The sequence below is a fragment of the Mycobacterium sp. H4Y genome (assembly GCF_000364405.1).
Lineage (GTDB): Bacteria > Actinomycetota > Actinomycetes > Mycobacteriales > Mycobacteriaceae > Mycobacterium > Mycobacterium intracellulare.
Genome location: NZ_AKIG01000001.1, coordinates 495,258 through 516,594 on the forward strand (window position 1 = coordinate 495,258; position 21,337 = coordinate 516,594).

The 21,337-nt window shown below is 69.3% G+C and carries 21 protein-coding genes; 13 read left to right on the forward strand and 8 right to left on the reverse strand.

Going from position 1 to position 21,337, the window contains the following annotated elements:
- Positions 1-4: 4 nt before the first annotated feature.
- The 6 genes from W7U_RS02365 to W7U_RS02390 all read left to right on the forward strand — a co-directional run bounded on the left by W7U_RS02365 (position 5) and on the right by W7U_RS02390 (position 7,087).
- The gene (locus tag W7U_RS02365) at positions 5-1,153 is read left to right on the forward strand and encodes a spirocyclase AveC family protein (protein WP_008254443.1); all 1,149 of its coding nucleotides are present in this window, start codon (positions 5-7) and stop codon (positions 1,151-1,153) included.
- Positions 1,146-2,135, forward strand: a complete 990-nt coding sequence (locus W7U_RS02370; protein ID WP_008254445.1) for an SDR family oxidoreductase — start codon at positions 1,146-1,148, stop codon at positions 2,133-2,135. Before W7U_RS02365 ends, W7U_RS02370 begins: the two co-directional genes overlap by 8 nt.
- Positions 2,135-3,349 carry a cytochrome P450 gene (locus W7U_RS02375; protein ID WP_008254447.1) on the forward strand — a complete coding sequence of 405 codons (1,215 nt, stop codon included), beginning with the start codon at positions 2,135-2,137 and terminating at the stop codon, positions 3,347-3,349. The genes W7U_RS02370 and W7U_RS02375 overlap by 1 nt, the downstream gene beginning before the upstream one ends.
- A gap of 91 nt (positions 3,350-3,440) precedes the next feature.
- Complete coding sequence (locus W7U_RS02380) at positions 3,441-4,925, forward strand: aldehyde dehydrogenase family protein (protein WP_008254448.1); 1,485 nt, start codon at positions 3,441-3,443, stop codon at positions 4,923-4,925.
- Between the two features lie 225 nt (positions 4,926-5,150).
- Positions 5,151-6,299 carry a thiolase family protein gene (locus tag W7U_RS02385; RefSeq protein WP_008254449.1) on the forward strand — a complete coding sequence of 383 codons (1,149 nt, stop codon included), beginning with the start codon at positions 5,151-5,153 and terminating at the stop codon, positions 6,297-6,299.
- On the forward strand, positions 6,296-7,087 hold the full coding sequence (locus W7U_RS02390; protein ID WP_008254450.1) for a crotonase/enoyl-CoA hydratase family protein: 792 nt from the start codon (positions 6,296-6,298) through the stop codon (positions 7,085-7,087). The genes W7U_RS02385 and W7U_RS02390 overlap by 4 nt, the downstream gene beginning before the upstream one ends.
- A gap of 109 nt (positions 7,088-7,196) precedes the next feature.
- On the opposite strand, the gene W7U_RS02395 is transcribed toward W7U_RS02390, so the two are convergent.
- Genes W7U_RS02395 through W7U_RS02405 form a run of 3 tightly spaced genes read right to left on the reverse strand, consistent with a single transcriptional unit; the run spans position 7,197 to position 9,813 of the window.
- Positions 7,197-8,213 carry an NAD(P)/FAD-dependent oxidoreductase gene (locus tag W7U_RS02395; protein ID WP_008254451.1) on the reverse strand — a complete coding sequence of 339 codons (1,017 nt, stop codon included), beginning with the start codon at positions 8,211-8,213 and terminating at the stop codon, positions 7,197-7,199.
- The gene (locus W7U_RS02400) at positions 8,210-8,710 is read right to left on the reverse strand and encodes an isoprenylcysteine carboxyl methyltransferase family protein (protein ID WP_008254452.1); all 501 of its coding nucleotides are present in this window, start codon (positions 8,708-8,710) and stop codon (positions 8,210-8,212) included. Before W7U_RS02400 ends, W7U_RS02395 begins: the two co-directional genes overlap by 4 nt.
- A gap of 20 nt (positions 8,711-8,730) precedes the next feature.
- Positions 8,731-9,813, reverse strand: a complete 1,083-nt coding sequence (locus tag W7U_RS02405) for a stilbene synthase (protein ID WP_050989409.1) — start codon at positions 9,811-9,813, stop codon at positions 8,731-8,733.
- A 91-nt stretch (positions 9,814-9,904) separates the two neighbouring features.
- On the opposite strand from W7U_RS02405, the gene W7U_RS02410 reads away from it, so the two are divergent.
- Entirely contained in the window at positions 9,905-11,053 is a 1,149-nt protein-coding gene (locus W7U_RS02410; RefSeq protein ID WP_008254454.1) for an NAD(P)H-binding protein, read from the forward strand.
- Positions 11,050-11,772: a type II CAAX endopeptidase family protein gene (locus tag W7U_RS02415; protein WP_008254455.1), complete on the forward strand. Its 723-nt coding sequence runs from the start codon at positions 11,050-11,052 to the stop codon at positions 11,770-11,772. The genes W7U_RS02410 and W7U_RS02415 overlap by 4 nt, the downstream gene beginning before the upstream one ends.
- Before the next feature lies 1 nt (position 11,773).
- Here the strand turns inward: W7U_RS02415 and W7U_RS02420 are convergent, their stop codons facing one another.
- Together W7U_RS02420 and W7U_RS02425 are read right to left on the reverse strand one after the other, a co-directional pair.
- Positions 11,774-13,132: an NAD(P)H-binding protein gene (locus W7U_RS02420; protein WP_008254456.1), complete on the reverse strand. Its 1,359-nt coding sequence runs from the start codon at positions 13,130-13,132 to the stop codon at positions 11,774-11,776.
- A 93-nt stretch (positions 13,133-13,225) separates the two neighbouring features.
- A complete protein-coding gene (locus W7U_RS02425; protein WP_008254457.1) occupies positions 13,226-14,038 on the reverse strand; it encodes an enoyl-CoA hydratase in 813 nt (270 codons plus the stop codon).
- A 120-nt stretch (positions 14,039-14,158) separates the two neighbouring features.
- Here W7U_RS02425 and W7U_RS02430 point away from each other — a divergent pair, with 120 nt between their 5' ends.
- Both W7U_RS02430 and W7U_RS02435 read left to right on the forward strand, forming a co-directional pair.
- On the forward strand, positions 14,159-15,241 hold the full coding sequence (locus W7U_RS02430; protein WP_008254458.1) for a CaiB/BaiF CoA-transferase family protein: 1,083 nt from the start codon (positions 14,159-14,161) through the stop codon (positions 15,239-15,241).
- Positions 15,242-15,290: 49 nt separating this feature from the next.
- On the forward strand, positions 15,291-16,055 hold the full coding sequence (locus W7U_RS02435) for a 3-hydroxyacyl-CoA dehydrogenase (RefSeq protein WP_008254459.1): 765 nt from the start codon (positions 15,291-15,293) through the stop codon (positions 16,053-16,055).
- 138 nt (positions 16,056-16,193) lie between these two features.
- Here the strand turns inward: W7U_RS02435 and W7U_RS26885 are convergent, their stop codons facing one another.
- Entirely contained in the window at positions 16,194-16,316 is a 123-nt protein-coding gene (locus W7U_RS26885) for a hypothetical protein (RefSeq protein ID WP_003878506.1), read from the reverse strand.
- A 312-nt stretch (positions 16,317-16,628) separates the two neighbouring features.
- Between W7U_RS26885 and W7U_RS02440 the strand changes: the two genes are divergently transcribed.
- Together W7U_RS02440 and W7U_RS02445 are read left to right on the forward strand one after the other, a co-directional pair.
- Positions 16,629-18,944, forward strand: a complete 2,316-nt coding sequence (locus tag W7U_RS02440; RefSeq protein WP_008254461.1) for an MMPL family transporter — start codon at positions 16,629-16,631, stop codon at positions 18,942-18,944.
- Between the two features lie 66 nt (positions 18,945-19,010).
- Positions 19,011-19,643: a class I SAM-dependent methyltransferase gene (locus tag W7U_RS02445; protein WP_008254462.1), complete on the forward strand. Its 633-nt coding sequence runs from the start codon at positions 19,011-19,013 to the stop codon at positions 19,641-19,643.
- Here the strand turns inward: W7U_RS02445 and W7U_RS02450 are convergent.
- Complete coding sequence (locus tag W7U_RS02450; RefSeq protein WP_008254463.1) at positions 19,640-20,353, reverse strand: NAD-dependent deacylase; 714 nt, start codon at positions 20,351-20,353, stop codon at positions 19,640-19,642. The two genes, W7U_RS02445 and W7U_RS02450, sit on opposite strands and share 4 nt — an antisense overlap.
- Before the next feature lie 37 nt (positions 20,354-20,390).
- Here W7U_RS02450 and W7U_RS02455 point away from each other — a divergent pair, with 37 nt between their 5' ends.
- The gene (locus W7U_RS02455; RefSeq protein WP_008254464.1) at positions 20,391-20,756 is read left to right on the forward strand and encodes a GntR family transcriptional regulator; all 366 of its coding nucleotides are present in this window, start codon (positions 20,391-20,393) and stop codon (positions 20,754-20,756) included.
- Between the two features lie 50 nt (positions 20,757-20,806).
- Here the strand turns inward: W7U_RS02455 and W7U_RS02460 are convergent, their stop codons facing one another.
- Positions 20,807-21,328, reverse strand: a complete 522-nt coding sequence (locus W7U_RS02460; protein WP_008254465.1) for a DUF1697 domain-containing protein — start codon at positions 21,326-21,328, stop codon at positions 20,807-20,809.
- Positions 21,329-21,337 lie beyond the last annotated feature (9 nt).

A 21,337-nucleotide genomic window follows, 5' to 3' on the forward strand; every position in this document is an offset into this window, starting at 1 on the left:
GACGATGTCGACCGAGCAGACCACACCGCCTGCCGCCCAGCAGGAACCGGCCTCCCCGCCGCGAACCGGCAAGCGCGGCTGGGGCGGGTGGATCTCCGGCGCCGCGCTGGCCGCCTTCGTGCTGGTGTTCATCGCGAACTGCCGCGTGGCGCTCGACCCGCGGGTCGCTAACCCCAACGTGCAGGGGCGGCCGCGCCCGGTGAAGTTCATCTTCGGGCTGGACTACATCGCGTTCCTGCAGATCTCCACCGTGATCATGCTGATCGTGCTGCTGGTGGTGTTCATCCGGGGGTGGCGCCGCAATCCGGGCAGCCCCGCGATGCTGATGTTCTTGTGCACCACGCTGATCGTCTGGCAGGACCCGATCATGAACTGGGCGCCGTTCGCGGTGTACAACCCCGACCTCATCCATTGGCCGGAGTCGTGGCCCCTGGTGTCGTTGTCGCCGACCGTCGAGCCGTTCGTCGTATTCGGTTACGTTACTTTCTATTTCGGCCCCTACTTCCCAGCGGTCTGGATCCTGCGCAAGCTGCAGGCCAAGTACGGTCCCCAGTCGTTCGTCTCCCGGCACCCGTTGGTCAGCCTGGGCGCGTTGACCTGTGTGATCGGCTTCATCTTCGACGCGTGGCTGGAGATCCAGCTGGTCCACACCGGCATGTACATCTACTCGCAGGTGATCCCGTGGGGATCGGTGTTCACCGGCACGACATTCCAGTTCCCGCTGATCTGGGAGTCGTTCTCGGTGACCTTCGTGATGGTGCCCGCGGCGATCCTCTGCTATCGCGACGACACCGGAAAATCGGTGGCGGAGAAGCTGTCCGCGAAGGCCAGGCTGTTTCCCACGCGCCCAGTGCTCGGCACCTTCCTGGTGATGTTCGTCATCATCAACATTTCCTACTTCGCCTACGGGGGGTGGTTCGCCGTCATCAAGGCCTCCAAGGCGGCCACCGCCGTCGCCTGCCCATGGCCGTATCCGGAAGCCAAAGTGTATGACCCGCAAGGCTTCTACGAGAAGGCGGGCGCGCGCGGACCGTACTCCGTCGGCATCTGGTCGACCTGGATGAGCGGTCAACCCCACGGCCGGCCCGATGTGCAGCCCCCGCCACCGGGCGAAGGCCCGTGCGCGACACCGGCGCCGAGCAACCATGGCTGAGCGGCGCACGGTCGTCATCACCGGCGCGTCGCGCGGGTTGGGGTTCGCCTCGGCGGTGCGGTTGTATCGGGAGGGGTGGCGCGTCGTCGCGGCCATGCGCACACCCGATGAGGGAATGCCGCTGCTGCGTCGTGTCACCGGCGCCACCGAGGACGAGCGGTTGATCGGTGTGCAGCTCGACCTGACGGACAACGCGTCGATCGCCGCGGCGGCCAAGGCCATCGAAGAGGCTGTGGGTGCACCGTATGCGCTGGTGCACAACGCGGGCATCTCCGCCGCCGGAATGGTGGAGGAGACCGACATGGCGTTGTGGCAGCGCATGTTCGCCACCAGCGTCCTGGGGCCCGTCGCGCTCACCCAGGCCCTGCTGCCGAAGATGCGAGCGGCCGGTACGGGTCGAATTGTGTTGATTTCCAGCGCCGCTGGAGTGCGCGGCCAGCCCGCCACCGCACCGTACTCGGCGGCCAAGGGGGCGCTGGAGCGGTGGGGGGAATCGATGGCGTGCGAGATCGCGCCCTTCGGACTCGGGGTCACCGTGGTGGTCGCCGGCACGTATGACACCGAGATCATCACCGACGCCGGCACCACCGACGATCGCAACTTCGAAGGCCCGTACGCCCGGCTGCACAACACCATGAACAGTCGCGGTCGCTTCGCGATGAAAATGGCCCGGCCACCGGAGCGCTTCACCGACGGCCTGCTCAAGGCGCTCGAGGACCGCGCGCCGTTTCGCCGCCGCGGCATCGGCCCGGACGCGTCGATCCTGCTGGCGGCCAACAGGATCCTGCCCGCCTCGGGCATGCACCACATGTCGCGGACCGTGCTGGGCATACCGAGACAGGGGTCGATGCGGGGCGGGGCGTGGCCGCTGACGTGGGCCCAAAAGGCGATGGTGCTCGCCGCACGCGTTCTTCCGCAGCCCGTGCTGCAGCGCCTCGCGGCGCTGGCGGGGCGGCGTCAACAGGGGAGTGAGGGGAACTGATGGAGCAACTTTTCGACGACCTGGAAGACTTCGGCGCGTTCGACGACGCGGTGTCGGGCGACGTGCGTGACCCGTACACCGAATTGGCCCGGCTGCGCCGCGAGGAACCCATTCAACGCCTCGACGCGTCGGGCATGCCGCATGAGGAATCCAAGCCCGTCTTCATCGTCTACCGCCACGAGGAAGCCCAGCAGATGCTGCGCGACAACGAGACGTTCTCCTCGTCGGCCGTCATCGCCGCGTTCGGCCCCGTGCTGGGGGAGCGGGTCATGCTCGGCATGGACGAGCCGGTGCACGGCCGGCTGCGATCGCTGGTGTCAAAGGCCTTCTCGCAGAAGGCCTTGGCGCGGTGGGAAGACGAACTGGTCGGGCGCGTGGGCAACAGCCTGATCGACAAGTTCGCGGCCAACGGCAAGGCCGACCTGGTCAAGGAATTCACCTTCGACTATCCCAGTCAGATCATCGCCGGCCTGCTGGGCCTGCCGCAGGAGGACTACCCGCAGTTTCAGCGCTGGTCCATCTCGCTGCTGAGCTGGATCCTGAATCCGGAACGCGGACTCGCCGCATCGGCGGCGCTGTGCGACTACTTCGCGCCGATCCTCGCGTCCCGCCGCGCCGAGCCCAAGGACGATCTGATCAGCGGGCTGGCCCAGGCGGAGATCGACGGCGAGAAACTCGAGGACGAGGAGATCTATTCGTTCCTGCGCCTGCTGCTGCCCGCTGGCGTCGAGACGACCTACCGGTCGCTCGGCAGCCTGCTGTTGGCGCTGCTGTCCGACCCCGCGCAGCTCGATGCCATCCGCGCCGACCGGTCGCTGCTGCCGCAGGCCATCGAGGAAGGCGTGCGGTGGGAACCGCCCCTGCTGACCATCACCCGGGTGGCCACCCGCGACACCGAACTCGGCGGGGTGCCGATACCGGCCGGCTCGACGGTGATGCCGATGCTGGGCGCGGCCAATCGGCAGGAAGACCGCTACCCCGAACCGGACACGTTCGACATCTTCCGCTCACCGAAGAGCCACCTGGGCTGGGGGCACGGCGTGCACGTCTGCCTCGGCATGCACCTGGCCCGGCTGGAGATGCGCACCGCCATCAACCTTTTGCTCGACCGGCTGCCGAACCTTCGGCTGGACCCCGACGCGGACGACCCCCATATCCGTGGACAGGTCTTCCGGTCGCCGACGTCGGTGCCGGTGCTGTTCGACCCGCAATAAGCGGCCCCGCGACCGGTTGCACCTTGCCAATCGGCTAGTTTCCGGTAAGGCTCTCCGTAGCCCCTCAACGACCCAGAAGAGAGTGACAGATATGACTGAGGCTGTAAAGGTCCGCTTCGAGCCGAAGATGATGATCGACGGCAAGCTCGTCGACGGGCAGGCCGGCACCTTCACCAACATCAACCCGGCGACCGAGGAGTCGCTCGGCGAGGTCGCGGACGCTTCCAAGGAGGACATGCACCGGGCGATCGACGCCGCCCGCCGCGCCTTCGACGAGACCGACTGGTCGACCAACCGCGAACTGCGCAAGCGCTGCCTGTTGCAGCTGCACGAGGCGATCGAATCGGAGAAGGAAGAACTGCGCGAGGAGCTCATCCTCGAGGTCGGCTCGCCCCGGGCCATCACGTTCGGCCCCCAGCTGGACGCCCCGCTGGAAGACGGGCTGAAGTATCCCGCCCGGTTGATCGACGAGTATGCGTGGGAGACCGACCTGGGCGACAAGGTCATCAGCCTCACCGGCACGCTGACCACCCGCAAGGTCTGGCGGGAGCCGGTGGGTGTGGTCGGTGCGATCGTGCCGTGGAACTTCCCGTTCGAAGTCACCCTCAACAAGCTCGGCCAGGCGCTGGGCACCGGCAACACGGTGGTGCTCAAGCCGGCGCCGAACACGCCGTTCAACGCCACCCGGCTCGGCCGGTTGATCGCCGAGAAGACCGACATCCCCGCCGGTGTGGTCAACGTCGTCACCGCGTCCGACCACTTCGTGGGCGAGGAACTCACGCTGTCACCGAAGGTCGACCTGATCTCCTTCACCGGTTCGACGGTCGTCGGCAAGCGGATCATGGAAAAGGGTGCCGCCACCATGAAGCGGCTGTTCCTCGAGCTCGGCGGCAAGTCGGCCACCATCGTGCTGGAGGACGCCGACTTCGGGACGGCCTGCATGGTCGGCATCGCGCCGTGCATGCACGCCGGTCAGGGTTGCGCCAACCCGACCCGGCTGCTGCTGCCGCGGTCCCGCTACGACGAGGGCGTGGAGATCCTCAAGAACATCTACGAGAACGTCACCTGCGGCGATCCGCAGGACCCCGGAACCCTTTGCGGGCCCGTGATCTCGCAGCGGCAGCTCGACCGGGTGACGGGCTACATCAAGAAGGGTGTGGAAGAAGGTGCCACCGCGCTGGTCGGCGGTCCCGACGCCCCGACCGGATTCGACAAGGGATATTTCGTCCGCCCAACGCTTTTCACCAACGTCGACAACTCCATGACGATCGCGCAGGAGGAGATCTTCGGCCCGGTGCTCTCCGTCATCCCGTTCGACGACGAGGAGGACGCGATCCGCATCGCCAACGACAGCGTGTACGGGTTGGCCGGCAACGTGTTTGCGGGCTCCCTCGAGCGTGCGCTGTCGGTGACCCGCCGCATCAAGGCCGGCTTCATGGGCGTCAACGGCGGCGCCCCGTACGGCGCCGACACCCCGTTCGGTGGCTACAAGGAAAGCGGCGTGGGACGCCAGAACGGTGTCGCCGGGTTCGACCAGTACACCGAGATCAAGTCGGTCGCCTACCCCGCCGGCTGAGGGCGGCGCGACTCGGTCGCGCCAACCAAAGCGGCTGTGACAGCGTCCATTACGTGACTGCCGAATGCGCCGGCACCCGTGCTGGCGCATTCGGCCACGCAATCGGTCACCTCGGCTCGATACGCGTGAGAAGCACCCCGGCCCTCGCCCTCCCAACCCCTTGGTTGACAATCGAGGCAAGACTCACTCGTTTTTCGAAGTCCACGTGTCAAAGGAGACAAGACCATGGCTGAAGCCGTCATCGTCGAGGCAGTGCGTTCACCGATCGGGAAGCGCAACGGCGGATTGTCCGGGGTGCACCCGGCGGATCTGTCCGCGCAGGTGCTCAACGGCCTGGTGGACAAGGCCGGCGTCGACCCCGGCATCGTCGACGACGTCATCTGGGGCTGCGTCATGCAGGCCGGGGAGCAGGCCCTCGACATCGGCCGCACCGCGCTGCTGACCGCCGGTTGGCCCGAGACCGTCCCCGGCGTGACCGTCGACCGTCAGTGCGGGTCGAGCCAGCAGTCGATCCACTTCGCGGCCGCCGGGGTGATCGCCGGACACTACGACGTCGTCGTCGCCGGCGGCGTCGAGTCGATGTCGCGCACCCCGATGGGGGCGTCGCTGGCCAACGGCGGGCGGCCGTACTCGCAGGCCTTCCTGGACCGCTACCAGGGCCAGATCCCCAACCAGGGCATCGGGGCGGAAATGATCGCCGAGAAGTGGGGCTTCGACCGCACGGCGCTCGACGAATTCTCGTTGGCCTCGCACGAAAAGGCCGCGGCCGCACAGGATTCCGGTGCCTTCGATGACCAGATCGTGGGCATCAAGGATCAGGACGGCAATGTGGTCCTCAAGGACGAGGGCATCCGCCGCGGCACGCCGATGGAGAAGATGGCCTCGCTGAAGCCGGCGTTCAAGGAAGACGGCGTGATCCACGCCGGCAACTCGTCGCAGATCTCCGACGGTTCGGCGGCGCTGCTGTTCATGTCCGCCGAGAAGGCCAAGGAGCTGGGGCTCAAGCCGATCGCCAAGGTGCACACCGCGTCGCTCGCCGGGGCCGACCCGGTGATCATGCTGACCGCCCCCATCCCGGCGACGCAGAAGGTGCTGAAGAAATCCGGCCTGTCCATCGACGACATCGGCGCCTACGAGGTCAACGAGGCGTTCGCGCCCGTCCCGCTGGCGTGGCTCAAGGACATCGGCGCCGACGAGAAGAAGCTCAACCCCAACGGCGGCGCCATCGCGCTGGGTCACCCGCTCGGCGGATCCGGCGCCCGGATCATGACCACCCTGCTGTATCACATGCGGGACAAGGGAATTCGCTACGGTCTGCAGACCATGTGCGAGGGTGGCGGCCAGGCCAACGCCACCATCGTGGAACTGTTGTGACCCAGGAGCCGGGCGCCCTGGCCGAACGCCGGGGCAACGTGATGGTGATAACCATCAACCGGCCGGAGGCCCGCAACGCGGTCAACGCCGCGGTCAGCATCGGCGTCGGGGACGCACTGGAAGCGGCGCAACACGATCCCGAGGTGCGGGCGGTGGTGCTCACCGGCGCGGGCGACAAGTCGTTCTGCGCCGGTGCCGACCTCAAGGCGATCGCCCGCCGCGAAAACCTCTATCACCCCGATCATCCCGAGTGGGGCTTCGCCGGCTACGTCCATCACTTCATCGACAAGCCCACCATCGCGGCGGTGAACGGGACCGCCCTGGGTGGCGGCACCGAACTGGCGTTGGCCAGTGACCTGGTGGTGGCCGACGAGCGGGCCCAGTTCGGGCTCCCGGAGGTCAAGCGTGGGCTGATCGCCGCCGCCGGTGGCGTGTTCCGCATCGCGCAGCAGCTGCCGCGCAAGGTGGCGATGCAGCTGCTGCTGACCGGCGAGCCGCTGAGCGCGGCCGCCGCCTGCGAGTGGGGGCTGATCAACGAGGTCGCCGCGGCGGGCTCGGTGCTGGACGCCGCGCTGGCGCTGGCCGCGCGGGTCACCGTCAACGCGCCGCTGTCGGTGCAGGCCAGCAAGCGCGTCGCCTACGGCGTCGACGACGGGGTCGTCGTCGGCGACGAGCCGGGTTGGGACCGCACCGTGCGCGAGATGCGGGTTTTGCTCAAGTCCGAGGACGCCAAGGAGGGGCCGCTGGCGTTCGCCGAGAAGCGGGAGCCGGTCTGGAAGGCGCGCTAACGACTGGCGAGCAGACGCAAAAGCACGCGAAAAGCACCCGAAATCAGCCATTTTGGGTGCTTTTGCGTCTGCTCGCGCTCATACGCGCGCCCACGCGCGTTAGTGCGCGTTAGTGCGCCAGGACGTTCACCCCGCGGCGAAATACCCCCGGTAGCAGCGTGCACGCCGGCACGACGGCGCGGCGCACCGCGGGCGGCGTGCTGGCCAGCACCAGCCCGCGGGTGAGCAGCCGGTAGTCGCGGGTGATCCGGTGCCAGGCCTTCTCGTAGGACGCTGGCGCTTCGGCGGCGATGGCCTCGACGGCCGCGGCGGCTTGCTTGAGGGCGAGACTGATGCCCTCGCCGGTCAGGGCGTCCTCGTAACCGGCGGCGTCGCCCACCAGCAGGACGCGGCCCGCGACGCGCCGCGAGACCACCTGGCGCAGCGGGCCGCAACCGCGCGGCTGCCCGCGGCTCGCGCCCTCCAACTGCCGGGCCAGCCGCGGAAACCAGGCCAGGTCGGGCCGCCCACGGGACAGGATCGCCACGCCGACCAGGTCGGGCTCGACCGGCGTCACGTACGCCTCGCCCCAGCGCGACCAGTGCACCTCGACGAAGTCGGTCCACGCCGGCACCCGGTAGTGCCAACGCACGCCGTAGCGTCGCGGCGTTCCCGCCGTCGCCGCGATGCCGACGTCGCGCCGGACCTGTGAATGCAGGCCGTCGGCCGCCACCAACCATTTCGCGCGCACCCCGGCGGCCGAGACGCCGTGCGCGTCCTGCCGGACACCGGTCACCCGCGCTCGGATCCAGTCGGTGTCTTGCTCTTTGGCGCGCGCGGCCAGCGCCGCGTGCAGCGTGGTGCGTCGCACGCCGCGCCCCGGCCCGCCGCGAAACCGCGCCTGGGCCCGCCGTCGTTCGCTCACGTAGGCGATGCCGTGGAACGGCATGCCGGCCGGGTCGACGCCCAGCGCGGTGAGCTCGGCCAGGCCGCCGGGCATCAGCCCCTCGCCGCACGCCTTGTCGATGGGGGTCTCGCGCGGCTCGGCCACGATCACCGAAAGTCCAAGGCGTCGAGCGTGTAACGCCGTGGCCAGGCCGCCGGGGCCGCCGCCGACGATCAGCAGGTCCGCGTCGTAATCGCTCATGTGTAACCCAGAGCCGAGTTCTCCACCCGCAGCCGCACCCCGAGCAGCCCGGCGTTGGCCAGCGTGAAGATGGCCGCGGTCAGCCACGCCGTGTGCACCAGCGGCAACGCCAACCCCTCAGCCACCACTGCAACATAGTTCGGATGGTGCAGCCAGCGGTAGGGACCCCGTCGCACCAGCGGGGCCTGCGGCAGCACGATCACCCGGGTGTTCCACCGCCGCCCCAGCGTCGTGATGCACCACCAGCGCAGCGCCTGGCTTCCCGCCACCACGGCCAGCATCGGCCAGCCCAGCCACGGAATGAACGGCCGGTGCAGCGCCCACGGTTCGACGAGGCAACCGACCAGCAGCCCGGTGTGGATGACCACCATCACCGGATAGTGCGATCGGCCAAACTCTTTGGCGCCCTGGGTAAACGACCATCGCGCGTTGCGGGTGGACACCACCAGCTCGGCGACGCGCTCGACCCCGACGGCCAGCACCAGCAGGTAATACATGGCTACAGTCTTTACCAGCGCTACCAGGCCAGCAGCACCAGTTCGGAGCAGAACGCCGGCCCCATCGCGATCATCAGGCCGATCGAGCCCGGCGCCGGTGGATCGGCCATGTTGGCCGCGAGCACGTCGAGCACCGAGACCGATGACAGATTGCCGTTCTCGCGCAACGACTTTCGGGTGCGGTCCAGGGCGTCCGCGGGCAGGTCCAACACGTGCTCGACGGCTTCGATCACCCGGGGGCCGCCCGGGTGGCAGACCCAGGTCGTCACGTCGCGGGGGCGCAAACCGTGGTCGGCGAGGAAATCGCGGACGTCGTCGCCCAGGTATTTCTCGGCGATGGTGGCGATGTCGGCGGACAGCACGATGCGGAATCCGTCGCCGCCGATCTTCCAGCCCATGACGTCTTCGGTGTCGGGATAGATCCGGCTGCGGGTGGCCAGCACCCGGGGGCCGGTGTGTTCGGCGCCGGTGCGTTGGGCGCCCTCGCTGATCACCACGGCCGCGCCGTCGCCGAAGAGGCTGGTGGCGACCAGGTTGGCGACGGACGTGTCGTCGCGCTGGATGGTCAGCGAGCACAGTTCGACCGCGAGCAGCGCGGCCGTGTGGTCGGGGAAGGCGCGCAGATAGTCGTGCATGCGCGCCACCCCCGCCGCGCCGGCCACGCAGCCCAGCCCGAACAGCGGGACGCGTTTGACGTCGGGCCGCAGCCCGACCCGCGTCGCCAAGCGCGCCTCCAGCGTCGGCACGGCGAGCCCGGTGACCGTCGTGGAAAACACGATGTCGAGCTCCGACGGCTTGACCTTGGCCTCGTCCAGGGCCGCCACCAGCGCCTGCTCGCCGAGGTCGAGCGCGACGTCGAGGTAGGCGTCGTTGGCCTCGGTGAAGCCGCTCAGCTCGCGGTAGTGCGGCAGCCGCAAAGCGGTGTTGCGGAACTCGACCCCGCTGCTGCCGCCGAAACGGCGGAAATCGGGGCCGGCGATGTCGGTCAGCGCGCGGATGGCCTCGTGTTGGGTGTAGCGATTGGGCGGGAATCTGACCGCCACGCCGGCGATGGACGGATATTTCACCGCGGTATCCGCGGCGCCCCCAGTGAACTTCTTCATGCCCCCGGTCACGGTGCCGGTGCCGCACCGGTTCAAATTCGTCTTTGCGTCGCGCGGGCCACGGGCCAGCTCGTCGGGCTAGGGTCGGGGTATGCGGGTTCTGGTCACCGGTGCCACCGGCTATGTGGGATCACGGCTGGTCACGGCGCTGCTGGAAAACCAGCACCAGGTGGTGGCCGCGTCGCGAAACCCGGTGCGGCTCAAGCGTTTCGGCTGGTTCGACGACATCGCCCCGGTCACCCTCGACGCCGCCGACCCGGAGTCGCTGCGAGCGGCCTTCGCCGGGTGCGACCCCATCGACGTGGTGTATTACCTGGTGCACGCCATCGGTCAGCCCGGATTTCGCGACGCGGACAAATCCGCGGCCGGCAACCTCGCGACCGCGGCCCGCGACGCGGGGGTGCGCCGCATCGTCTACCTGGGCGGCTTCGTGCCCGCCGACGAGGCGTTATCCGAGCACCTGACCAGCCGGGCCGAGGTGGCCGAGGCGCTCACCGTCGCGGGTGGCCCGGAGCTGGTGTGGCTGGGCGCGGCGATGATCATCGGCGCCGGATCGACGTCGTTCGAGATGATGCGCTACGTGGGGGACCGTTTTCCGGTCATCCCGATCCCGAGCTGGATGGACAACCCGATCGACCCGATCTCCATCCGCGACGTCCTGCACTATCTCGTCGCCGCGGCCGATCGTGACCGGGTGCCCGCGGGGGCCTACGACATCTCGGGGCCCGAGACCACCTCCTACCGGCGGCTGCTGAAGACCTACGCCCGCATCTCGGGGCGCTGGCACACCGGCTTGCCGGTCGGCAGGGTCGACACCGGGCTGGCCTCGCTGATCACCGGCGTCGCCCTGCCGGTGCCCCCGGGCCTGGCCGGGGACCTGGTCGAGTCGCTGGACCACCCGATGGTGGCGTCGGTCAGCGACCTGCGCGACCGGGTACCCGATCCGCCCGGCGGCCTGCTCGGGATCGACGACGCCATCGCGCTGGCGCTGCGCGGCCTCTCCAATCAGCGGCCGCGCCCGGTCAACGCCCTGGCCGACCCGCACGACCTCGCCAACACCGACGCCGCCTGGGCCGGTGGCGACGCGCGGCGCCTCCGCCAACTCGCCCAGCGCGTCACACCGTCCATCGCGCGGCCGACCCTGGGGCTGGTGAACAGGGTCCCCGGTCCGGTTGCCGGAGCGCTTCGCACCGGCCTCGACATTTTGATCGCCCTGACCCCGAAGGTGCGTCCCGCATGAGCCAGTCAACGGCCCCCTACCACAGCAGCGTCTTCGCCGAGTTGCGGCGCGCGATCACCAATGTTGCTGTGCCCCATCATGAATCGCCGTCCGTCGTGCGGCGGCGCCGCGTCGTCGTCGCGATCACGCTGGTGGTCGGCGCGGCGGTGCTGGGGTACTCGTTGCGGCGCCATCCGGGGGAGGCCAGCTTCTACTGGCTGACGCTGGCGCTCGCGGCGGTGTGGACCGCGGGCGCGTTGGTCTCCGGCCCGCTGCACCTGGGCGGCATCTGCTGGCGGGGCCGCAACCAGCGGCCGGTCATCACCGGGACGACCGTCGGCCTGCTCGTCGGTGGCGCGTTCGTGGTGGGTGGGCTGATCGCCCGAGAGATCCCCGCCGTCTCCGACCTGATCACCCGGGTGCTGCTCTTCGCCCATCAGGGGTCCTTCCTGCTGGTCGTGCTGATCACCGTCATCAACGGCGTCGCCGAGGAGCTGTTCTTCCGCGGCGCGCTCTACACCGCGCTGGGCCGCTATCACCCGGTGCTGATCTCCACGCTGCTCTACACCGCCGCCACCATGGCCAGCGGCAACCCCATGCTGGGATTCGCCGCGATCATCCTGGGCACGGTGTGCGCGCTGGAGCGCCGGGCCAGCGGCGGCGTGCTGGCGCCGGTGCTGACCCACGTCGGCTGGGGGCTGATCATGGTGCTGGTCCTGCCGCCGATGTTCGGGGTCTGAGTCACCCCGGCGTGACGACGTCGCGCGCCAGGCCCCGCAGCGCCGCGACGCGCAACGGCCACACCGTGAGCCGGTACATCCGGCCGAGGACGCCGCGCGGCACGAAGATCAGCCGTTGCGTGTACCGGCTGCCACGGTCGTCGTGCGGCCGCGTCGTGATCTCCAGCCAGGCCCGGCCCACTCGACTCGGCGTGGAGTGCAGCCGCAGGCCGACGCCGGGATCGCTTTCCTCGACCGTCCAGCCGTTAAGCGGTAGGCGTCGGTGCCACCGGGGGGCGGTTGCCGCGGCGCGGGCCGCCGACCATGCGTCGCCGGGGGCAGCGTCGGCGGTCGCGGTCCGCACGTCGGTGTAGACGATCTCGCCGGCCCAGTCGGGGTCGCTGGGCAACGGCTCGGCCGGCTCGGACCGCAGCGAGGACCAGCTGGCGTCGGGGAGGCCGCGGGCGGCCCGTCGCAGCGCCAACTCGACCGCGCGGCGGTATCCGGTGAGCCCGTCCGGTGGCGGGGCGATGATGTCGTCGATATCGGAATCACGGGTCACCGCATCGCATTCCAGCGACTCGACCAGCGGCCGGGCCAGGCCGGACGGGATCGGGGTCACCAGACCCACCCACAGGCTGGCGATCGCCGGGGTCAGAAACGGCAGCACGAACAGGTAGCGGTTGCCCAGCCCGGCGACCTCGGCGTAGACGCGCATCATGTCGCCGTACTCCAACACGTCGGGGCCACCGATGTCCCAGGTCCGCGACTTCGGGACCGGGGTGGTCGCCGCGGCGGCCAGGTAGTGCAGCACGTCGCGCACCGCGATCGGCTGGGTCCGGTTGTGCACCCACTTCGGTGTGGTCATCACCGGCAACCGGTCGGTGAGGTGCCGGATCATCTCGAACGACGCCGACCCCGACCCGATGACCACCCCGGCCTGCAGCACCACGGTCTCGACGCCGGAGTCGATGAGGGCCTCGCCGACGGCCTTGCGCGACGCGAGATGCGGTGAGAGATCAGCGTTTTCGGGATGCAAGCCACTGAGGTAGACGATCCGGCGCACCCCGGTGCGCCGCGCGGCCGTCACGACATTGCGGGCGGCGCGGGTCTCCTCGGCGGCGAAGTCCTTCGACGTTCCCATCGAGTGGACCAGGTAGTACACCACGTCGATCCCGTCGCAGGCGGCGATCAGCGAATCGACGTCACCGAGGTCGCCGCGCGCGACCTCCGCCCCTTGCCGCCACGGCACCTCGCTCAGCTTGTCCGGGTTGCGCGCCAAGGCCCGAACGTGATGTCCCCCGTCCAGCAGCCGGGGCACCAGGCGCCCGCCGATGTAGCCGGTCGCTCCGGTCACCAGGCACCGCACCTGTTCGGGCATCGATTCTCCGCTCGTCAGCCGTCGTTCTCCTGACGAGGGGGATTACCGCATCGGCGCGGGCTCAAGCGTCGCGCCGGGTGGGCGCGACGGCCGTCAGCGGTCGGTGAAGTTGGGCGTGCGGCGCTGTTGGAAGGCCGTGGCGCCCTCGACGAAGTCGGGGGACTTCAGCAGCACCGACTGCCCGTCGAACTCCCGCTGCAGCGCCGGATCCAGTTCGGTGAGCGTGGCCGCGTTGATCGCCAGCTTGGTCTTGGCGAAGGCGACGGCCGGCCCGCCCAACAACCGCGCGATCACCTTGTCCACCTCGGCCTCGAAGTCGTCGGCCGGATAGACCGCGCTGACCAGCCCCCAGGACAGCGCGTCGGCGGCGGTCAACCGTTCGGGCAGCAAGGCCATCTGCATGGCCCGGATCCGCCCGATCGCGGCCGCGATCAACGCCGACGCGCCGCCGTCGGGCATCAATCCGATCTTGGTGAAGGCGAGCATGAAAAACGCGCTCTCCGAAGCCAATACGACGTCACAGGCCAGGGCGATGGAAACGCCCACCCCGGCGGCGGGGCCCTGGACGACCGCGACCACCGGGTGGGGCAGCGCGGCGATCGCGCGCACCAGCCGGTTGATCTCGAGGATGATCTCGTCCGGCGGGACGCCGCCCCCGTCGGACACGTCGTCGGCGCTGATGCCCGCACCGGAGCTGAAGCCGCGTCCGGCGCCGCCGAGCCGCACCACCTTGACCTCGGGGTCGGTCGCCGCATACTCCATCGCGTCGGCGATCCCGGTGATCACCGGAATGGTCAGGGAATTCAGGCTGTCGGGCCGGTTGATGGTCACCGAGAACACGCCGCCGGACAGCGTGACGTCGAGGCCGGCGACGGGGGCGAGGGTGGCGATCGCGGATGAAGGCATGGGCTCACCATAAGTGACCGGGCTGCGCGGGCCACGGGCACGGCTGCGAAGATGTCGAACGACCGGTTGTTTGAGCACGAACGGTCGGAGTCGTCAGAGCGGACGAAAGGTCGGTGGATCATGGCTGGACCGTTGAAAGGGTTGCGAGTCGTCGAGTTGGCCGGCATCGGGCCGGGCCCACACGCCGCGATGATCCTGGGGGATCTGGGTGCCGACGTGGTGCGCATCGATCGTCCCTCCTCGGGCCCCGGGGGTGTCGCCAAGGACGCCATGATGCGCAACCGCCGCGTGGTGACCGCCGATCTGAAGTCCGACGAAGGCCGCGGTCACGTCCTCAAACTGATCGCCAAGGCCGACGTCCTGATCGAGGGCTACCGCCCGGGCGTCACCGAACGGCTCGGCCTGGGCCCCGAAGACTGCGCGAAGGTCAACGACCGCCTGGTCTACGCCCGGATGACCGGCTGGGGACAGACCGGCCCGCGTAGCCAGCAGGCCGGCCACGACATCAACTACATCTCGCTCAACGGCATCCTGCACTCCATCGGCCGGGTGAACGAACGGCCCGTCCCGCCGCTGAACCTCGTCGGTGACTTCGGCGGCGGCTCGATGTTCCTGCTGCTGGGCATCCTGTCGGCGCTGTGGGAGCGGCAGAGCTCCGGCAAGGGTCAGGTCGTCGACGCGGCGATGGTGGACGGCTCGAGCGTGCTGGTCCAGATGATGTGGCAGATGCGCTCGTCGGGCATGTGGACCGACGCGCGCGGCACCAACCTGCTCGACGGCGGCGCCCCCTACTACGACACCTACGAATGCGCCGACGGCCGCTACGTCGCGGTCGGCGCCATCGAGCCGCAGTTCTACGCCGCGATGCTCGCCGGGCTGGGGCTGGACGGCGCGGACCTGCCCGGGCAGAACGACGTCGGCCGCTGGCCGGAACTGCGGGCGGTGCTGACCGAGAAATTCGCCAGCCAGGACCGCGACCACTGGGCCAAGGTGTTCGCCGACTCCGACGCGTGCGTGACGCCGGTGCTGGCCTTCGGCGAGGTGCAGACCGAGCCGCACATCACCGAGCGGGACACCTTCTACGAGGTCGACGGCGGCCTGCAGCCGCGGCCGGCGCCAAGGTTCTCCCGCACGGCGCCCGAGACACCGCGCCCCGCGACGCCGGTGGCCGACGCCGAAGCGGTACTCAACGACTGGGTATAGTCCCAACCAACCAGTTGGCTGGAATCCAGGAAATCAGGGAAGGACTCGCATGGAGATCAAAGACGCCGTCGCCGTCGTCACCGGGGGCGCCTCAGGGCTGGGCCTGGCCACCACCAAGCGGCTGCTCGACCGCGGCGCCCAGGTGGTGGTGATCGACCTGCGTGGCGAGGACGCCGTCCGCGAGCTGGGCGAGCGCGCCCGCTTCGTCGAGGCCGACGTCACCGACGAGGCCGCCGTCGGCAAGGCCTTGGACGCCGCGGAGTCGATGGGCGCGCTGCGCATCAACGTCAACTGCGCCGGCATCGGCAACGCCATCAAGACGCTGTCCAAGGACGGCCCGTTCCCGCTGGACGGGTTCAAGAAGGTCATCGGCGTCAACCTGATCGGCACCTTCAACGTGCTGCGACTGGCCGCCGAGCGCATCGCCAAGACCGAACCCATTGGGCCCGAAACGAGCCCAGAGCGCGGCGTCATCATCAACACCGCCTCCGTCGCGGCGTTCGAGGGCCAGATCGGCCAGGCCGCCTACTCGGCATCCAAGGGCGGCGTGGTCGGCATGACGCTGCCGATCGCCCGCGACCTCTCGCGCGAGCTCATCCGCGTGGTGACCATCGCGCCCGGGCTCTTCAAGACCCCGCTTTTGGGTTCGCTGCCCGAGGAGGCGCAGAAATCGCTGGGCAAGCAGGTGCCGCACCCGGCCCGGCTGGGCGACCCCGACGAGTACGGCGCGCTGGCCGTGCACATCGTCGAGAACCCGATGCTCAACGGCGAGGTCATCCGCCTGGATGGCGCCATTCGCATGGCGCCCCGCTAGGGACGTAAGGACAAAACGAAAGCCCCCCGCGTCGGCGGGGGGCTTTCGTGATGACCACGATCGATGGTTACTTGCGGAACCACCGACTGACGGAGGGTTCGGCCATTAACAGCCGTGCGAGCATGCTCATGGTCTGCCTCAGCTCGCCGCTTGCAGTTCGTCGAACTGCTCCGAGGTCTCGCCTTCCACCAGCACGTCGCCGTGGTAGAGGGCCTCGAAGTCGACCTTGATGACGTCGGCACTTGTGTCGTCGATCCACATGACACTGAGCGTATGGGCCACCCTTAAGGAAACTTTGAGTCACGATTCGGAAAATGGTGGCAATTTACCCGCGGGTAGGGTGGCCGCCATTTCCGCAGGGATTTGCGCCCTGAGCTGCTTATTTGCGACACATTTTTCTGGCCGGACTCTTACCGTTCTACCGGTTTAAAAAATGCGGCATTGAACGGTCCACCCGCCCGCCTGCGTGCTTAAGGACAACACTGTTCGACGCGTGGACATTAGCGTTTGTTACGTTGTCGCGGACTAGCCAGCCGCCAGCGCAACGGGGCACCGGCAGCGGAAGGGCTCACAATGCTGCAGAAAATCGCCCGAGTCGCTATCGCGGCGCCGCGCCGGATCATCGCGATCGGGGTGCTGGTTTTCATCGCCGCGGCCGTCTTCGGCGTTCCCGTCGCCAAGAGCTTGTCTCCCGGCGGCTTCCAGGATCCGGACTCGGAGTCCGCCCGCGCCATCGCCGTGTTGACCGACAAGTTCGGGCAGAGCGGTCAGCAGATGCTGATCCTGGTGACGGCCCCCGGCGGCACCAACAGCGAACAGGCCCGCACGGTTGGCACCGACCTCGTCCACGAACTCCAAGGGTCCCCGCTGGTCTACAACGTGTCCTCGCCGTGGACCGGCGCGGCCCCAGCCGATCTCGTGAGCCGCGACGGCAAGTCGGGCCTCATCGTGGTCAACCTCAAAGGCGGCGAAAACTTCGTCCAGAACAACGCGCAGACCCTGTCGGACCAGTTCGTCCACGACCGCGACGGGGTGACCGTCCGCGCCGGCGGCGCGGCCATGCAGTACGCCCAGATCAACAAGCAGAACCAGGACGACCTGCTGGTGATGGAGATGATCGCGCTGCCGCTGAGCTTCGTGGTGCTGATCTGGGTGTTCGGTGGGCTGCTGGCCGCCGCGTTGCCGATGGCGTTGGGTGCGCTGGCCGTCGTCGGCTCGATGTCGGTGTTGCGCCTGATCACCTTCACCACCGAGGTGTCGATCTTCGCCCTCAACCTCAGCACCGCCCTGGGCCTGGCGCTGGCCATCGACTACACGCTGCTCATCGTCAGCCGCTACCGCGACGAACTGGCCGAGGGCCACGACCGCGACCAGGCGCTGATCCGAACGATGGCCACCTCCGGCCGCACGGTGCTGTTCTCCGCGGTCACCGTGGCGCTGTCGATGTCGGCGACGGTGGCCTTCCCGATGTACTTCCTCAAGTCGTTCGCCTACGCCGGGGTGGCCACGGTCGCCTTCGTCGCCACCGCCTCGATCGTGATCACCCCCGCCGCGATGGTGCTGTTGGGCGACCGGCTGGACGCGTTCAATGTGCGCCGGTTCTTGCGGCGGATGCTGCGGCGACCCGAGCCGGCGCCAAAGCCCGTCGAGCAACTGTTCTGGTATCGGTCGAGCAAGTTCGTGATGCGCCGCTGGGCGCCGGTCGGCCTGGCCGTCGTCGGCCTGCTCCTGCTGCTCGGGCTGCCGTTCTTCTCGGTGAAGTGGGGGTTCCCCGACGACCGGGTGCTGCCGCGCTCGGCGTCGGCGCACCAGGTCGGCGACCGGTTGCGCAACGACTTCGCCGACGATTCCGCGACGTCGGTGCCCGTCGTCGTCCCCGATGCCTCCGGCCTGAATCCCGGGGATTTCGACAGCTACGCCGCCGCGCTCTCGCGCGTGCCCGACGTGGCGGCCGTGTCCGCGCCCGGGGGCACCTTCACGGGCGGAAACCGGGTGGGGCCACCCGCCGGGGCGACCGGGCTGGCCCAGGGCAGCGCCTTCCTGACCGTCAGCAGCACGGCGCCGCTGTTCTCCGCGGCGAACGACGCCCAGCTCGCACGGTTGCACGACGTCCCCGGACCGGCCGGGCGGGCCGTCGAGATGGGCGGGGTGGCGCAGGTCAACCGCGACAGCGTCGACGCCGTGACCGAACGGCTTCCGCTCGTCCTCGGGCTGATGGCCGCGATCACATTCGTGCTGCTGTTCCTGCTCACCGGCAGCGTGCTGCTGCCGATCAAGGCGCTCGCGTGCAACTTCCTGTCGTTGACCGCGGCGTTCGGCGCGCTGGTGTGGATCTTCCAGGACGGCCATCTCGGTGCGCTCGGCACCACGCCGAGCGGGACGCTGGTCGCCAACATGCCGGTGCTGCTGTTCTGCATCGCCTTCGGGCTGTCGATGGATTACGAGGTCTTCCTGCTCTCCCGGATCCGCGAATACTGGCTGGCGTCCGGCGCCGCCCGGCCCGCCCGGCCCACCCCGAAGCAGGCCCACGCCGCCAACGACGAGAGCGTGGCCCTCGGCGTCGCCCGTACCGGTCGGGTCATCACCGCGGCCGCGTTGGTGATGTCGATGTCGTTCGCCGCGCTGATCGCCGCGCACGTCTCGTTCATGCGGATGTTCGGCCTGGGCCTGGTGCTGGCCGTCTTCGCCGACGCCACCCTGGTGCGGATGGTGGTCGTCCCGGCCTTCATGCACGTGATGGGCCGCTGGAACTGGTGGGCGCCCCGGCCCCTGGCGTGGCTGCACGATCGGTTCGGGATCAGCGAAGGCGTCGACCTCGCGCCCCGCCCGCCCACGCCCGAGCCCGTCGCCGGGGCGGCGCTCGCGGAGCCGGTGCCCAATATCGGTTAACGTCCGGCCTGTCCCGGCGCCGAACCCTATTCTGGGCGTCATCCGAGTCGGAAGGTTCACACACGTATGACAACGGCGGTCGACAATCCCTTCTTCGCGCGCGTCTGGCCTTTCGTCGCCAACCATGAAGCCGAGGCGATCCGGGTCCTGCGGCGGGAGAACCTGGCCGGGTTGTCCGGCCGGGTGTTGGAAGTCGGCGCGGGGATCGGGACGAACTTTCCGCACTATCCGGCGTCGGTCGACGAGGTCATCGCGGTGGAGCCCGAACCGCGGCTGGCGGCGCGGGCCCGCGCCGCCGCCGACGCGGCGCCCGCCCGGGTGATCGTTTCCGGCGAGACGGCCGAAAGCCTCAGCGCCGGTGAGCCGTTCGACGCGGTGGTGTGCTCGCTGGTGTTGTGCTCGGTGCGTGACCCGGGCGCCGTGCTGCGGCGCCTGTACTCGTTGCTGCGACCCGGTGGGGAACTGCGCTACCTCGAGCACATCGCCAGTGCCGGCGCGCGGGGCCGCTTTCAGCGTTTCGTCGATGCGACGTTGTGGCCCCGGCTGTTTGGCAACTGCCACACCCATCGCGACACCGAACGCTCGATCCTCGACGCGGGATTCGAAGTCGACACCTCGCGGCGGGAGTGGACCCTGCCGGCCTGGGCGCCGATGCCGGTGTCCGAACTCCTGCTGGGCCGCGCGCGCCGGCCCGCCTAGTTCAGCAGGGCGGGCAGCCGCTGCAGCAGTCCCGGCAACGCCTGGCTCGCCGACTCGCGGATGCTGAGGGTGGCGTTGGCCGACAGCGGCGTGACTTCGGGATTGACCTCGATGACGGCGGCGCCGCGCGCCAGCGCCAGCTCCGCGAGCCCGGCCGCCGGATAGACGATCGCCGACGTCCCGACCACCACCATCACGTCGGCGGACTCGGTCGCCTCGACGGCGCGCTGCCACGGCTCGTCGGGCAACTGTTCACCGAACCACACGATGTCGGGCCGGATCAGGCCGCCGCACTGACACACCGGGGGCTCCACCTCGAGCGCCGGTTCGGGCATGTGCGGGAGCGCGCCGCTGTATGGCTCAGCGCAACGCGCACAACGGAATTCGAACAGGCTCCCGTGCAGGTGGTGGACGGAACCGCTGCCGGCGCGCTCGTGCAGGTCGTCGACGTTCTGGGTGATGACGGTGACCCGGGCGTCGTCCTGCCAGGCGGCGATGGCGCGATGGCCCGCATTGGGTTGCACGTCGGCGACCAGGTAATGCCGCCACAGGTACCAGCCCCAGACGCGCTGGGGGTTGTCGCGCCACCCTTGCGTGCTGGACAGCTCGTAGGGATCGAAGCGGGCCCACAACCCGTTCTTGTCGTCGCGGAACGTCGGCACACCGCTTTCCGCGGAGATCCCCGCGCCGCTGAGCACCGCTACGCGCATCCCACCAAGATAGCCGGAGGTGGGGGATACTGAACGGGTGGAGCTGGGTGACTGGTTGCGGGTCGACGTGAAGGCGGGCAAGCCGTTGTTCGACCAGCTCAGGACGCAGGTGATCGACGGGGTCCGCGAGGGCGCGCTGCCGCCGGGCACGCGCCTGCCCACCGTGCGGGACCTGGCCGGCCAGCTCGGGGTCGCGGTCAACACCGTGGCTCGCGCCTACCGCGAGCTGGAGACCGCCGCCATCATCGAAACCCGCGGCCGCTTCGGCACATTCGTCGCCCGCTACGACCCGACCGACGCCGCTATGGCCGCCGCCGCACGCGAGTACGTCCGGGTAGCCCGCGGACTCGGGTTGGACAAAGCCGATGCCCTGCGCTACATCGAATCGGTGCCCGACGAGTAAGCGGTAAAGCTTCGAAAAGCGTTGGCGCGCAGCCCATGCGGTAGTACCGCTCAGCGCAGCACCTTGACGAGCGTGCGCAGGTTGCGCGTCGTGGTCGACGACTTGTAGCGCGCCTTGCCCATCGTCTTGCCGATGGTGCTGTCCAGGGTGCCGCCCTTGGGGACCTGCCAGTAGAGGACGCCGTCACCGCGGCTGATCCGCTCGGCCGGGCCGGCCTCCTGACCCAGCGCGGCGAGCTCGTCGAGCACCGCCTTATCGGCGACGAACGTGACGTAGGACTGGTAGCCGTCGGCGTCGCGCTCGAACGGATAGGCGTCGACCACCTCGCGCACGGTGCCGATGTCATAGGCGAGCACCCAGGCGTCGTAGCCGAACCGTTCGCGCAACGCCGCCTCGGCCTTCCTGCGCACCGCTGCCACGCCGGCCGACGACTCCAGCACGACGTTGCCGCTGGCCAACACGGTTCGCACCTCGGTGAAGCCCGCGTCGGTGAGCGCGGCCGCCACCTCGGCCATCTTCAGATTGACGCCCCCGACGTTCACGCCACGCAGAAACGCCGCGTACTTGGTCATGCCCCGATT